The organism is Streptomyces phytophilus (genome assembly GCF_013870535.1).
GTDB classification, from domain to species: Bacteria; Actinomycetota; Actinomycetes; order Streptomycetales; family Streptomycetaceae; genus Streptomyces; species Streptomyces phytophilus.
Genome location: NZ_JACBXC010001008.1, coordinates 1 through 2,239, shown reverse-complemented (window position 1 = coordinate 2,239; position 2,239 = coordinate 1). Strand labels below are relative to the sequence as shown.

General features: G+C 69.7%; 2 protein-coding genes. One reads left to right on the top strand and one right to left on the bottom strand.

Annotated features, from left to right (window positions below; genetic code table 11):
• The coding region (locus H5J30_RS28345) for a ParB/RepB/Spo0J family partition protein (protein ID WP_309505654.1) at nt 1–513 on the bottom strand (513 nt) is incomplete at its 3' end.
• A gap of 232 nt (nt 514–745) precedes the next feature.
• Here H5J30_RS28345 and H5J30_RS28340 point away from each other — a divergent pair.
• The gene (locus H5J30_RS28340) at nt 746–2,233 is read left to right on the top strand and encodes a vanadium-dependent haloperoxidase (RefSeq protein ID WP_309505653.1); all 1,488 of its coding nucleotides are present in this window, start codon (nt 746–748) and stop codon (nt 2,231–2,233) included.
• Nucleotides 2,234–2,239 lie beyond the last annotated feature (6 nt).

Genomic DNA, 2,239 nt, shown 5'->3' with positions numbered 1-2,239 from the left:
GGCGCCCTCGGCGGGGACGAAGAAGCGGCGCCGGATGGCGCCCACCGTCGTCGGGGAGAGGCCCGCCGCGGTGGCGACGGCGCGGTCCGACCACTGCCGGTACGCGGCGAGGATGCGGACGGCCGCGGCCTCGCGGTCGTGGAGGGAGAGCGGCAGCCCGTCGGCAAGGTTGCGTTCGACGGCGCGCAGGAAGGCTTCCTTCTCGTCGCCGTCGAAGAAGGTGGCCGGGAGCGTCGTCTCGCCCCTGAGCCGTGCGGCGTGCAGCCGGTGCATGCCGTCGACGACGCGCATGGTGCCGCGGTGGACGAGCACCGGCGGCAGCCGGGGCAGCGCGGCGAGCAGTTGTACGTGGTCGGGGTCGACGCCGGCGAGCCGGGGCGAGTCGCCGGGCAGCAGCGACGCCACCGGCACCGCGACCGCCGCGTCCTGGGCCACGCCCCGGTCCCCGTTCGGCGCCGAGGTGTCTCCGGCCGGTTCCGCCTGCTCCCCGCTGCTCCACATGCGCGCACTCACCCGTCGACCGTAGGAGCCGGAGAAGAATGTATTACCGGCCGAATTCTTCCCGGCGAACGTGCGCGCGGGCAACAGCCGCAAAGCTCCAGCATGGGTAGTGCGCACTACCCGATCGAGCAGTGGACCGGGGGTGGGCGCGCGCCTAGCCTCCTTGATCAGTGTGCAACTCCTTTGCGCAATACGGCGCGCCCGTTTGCGGATCCACCCCACGCACGAACAAGGAGATCGTCCGGTGGCGAAATTGACACGGCTACGGAACCGGCGTCTGGGATACGCGGTGGCCATCGCCACCGCGGCGGCGCTGACGGGGACACTGACGAGTGCGGTGCCGGCGTCGTCGCAGGACGACGGCTTCGACATCGACCATGACAACGTGCTGATGGAAGTCGTCTATCCGAAGTTCCAGCGGGTGTCGCGCGAGGAGAGTTCGGGCCGCGCGGTGTCGCTGACCGTGGATCACGCCATGCTCATCGAAATGCCGTGGTTCGACGCCATCGCGCCGTATCACCCCACGGCGAAGGGCATCTTCTCCGATATACCGCGCCGTCCGGAATCCGAGCACACGACGCGCAACCAGAACATCGCCGTCACCTACGCGGCGTTCACCTCGCTGAACGCCCTGCTGCCGGAGTACAAGGACCGGTGGATCGAGATGATGGAGGCGGCGGGCCTCGACCCGGCCGCCACCGCGGAGGACCCCGCCACGCCGAGCGGCATCGGCATCCTCGCGGCGAAGAACGCGATCGCGGCCCGCCAGGACGACGGCAGCAACCGGGACGGCGACATGGGCGGCCGCAAGTACAACAAGCGGCCCTATTCCGACTACACCGGATACCGGCCGGTCAACACCGCGCAGGAGCTGCGCAATCCGTCCCGCTGGCAGCCGGGCACGTCCTCGACGCGGGACGTCTACAAGGACCAGCAGTTCGCGACCCCGTACTACGGCAGGGTGGAGCCGTTCACGTACGACAGCCCCACCGAGTTCAAGGTCGCCCCGCCGGTGGACAGCGACCACCACAACCGCCGCGCCTACAAGCGGCAGGCGGACGAGGTGCTGAAGGCGTCGGCGGAGCTGACCGACGAGCAGAAGATGACCGCCGAGCTGTTCAACGACAAGGTGCTCACCTTCGGCCAGTACGCCGGCACCCCGGTGGTGCTGGCGGGCAACCTGAACACCGAGCAGACCGTGCACTACATCACCATGTCGGACGTGGCGTTCGTCGACGTCACCATCGCCACCTGGCACTACAAGCGCAAGTTCGACTCGGTGCGCCCGAACAGCGCGGTCGACCACCTCTACGGCGACCGGAAGGTGACCGCGTGGGGCGGGCCCGGCCAGGGCACCGTCGACGACATCACCGGCCGCGAGTGGCAGGGCTACCTGGACTCGGTCTCCGCCGACCACCCCGAGTACCCGTCCGCCAGCTCCGCGCTCTGCCTCGCCTTCGCCGCGCAGGTGCGGCAGTTCACCGGCAGCGACCAGATCAAGGTGACGGCCGCCTTCCCGAAGGGGTCGTCGCTGGTCGAGCCGGGGGTCACCCCGGCCGCCGACGTCACGCTCCAGTGGAACAGCTGGACGGAGTTCGCCGACGACTGCGGCGAGAGCCGGATCTGGGCGGGCGAGAACTTCCGGTCCTCGGTCGAGGCCGCGGAGCAGTACGCGCCGAAGATCGGCGACATGAGCTACGAGTTCGTGCAGGGGAAGGTGAACGGCGACTGACCCGCG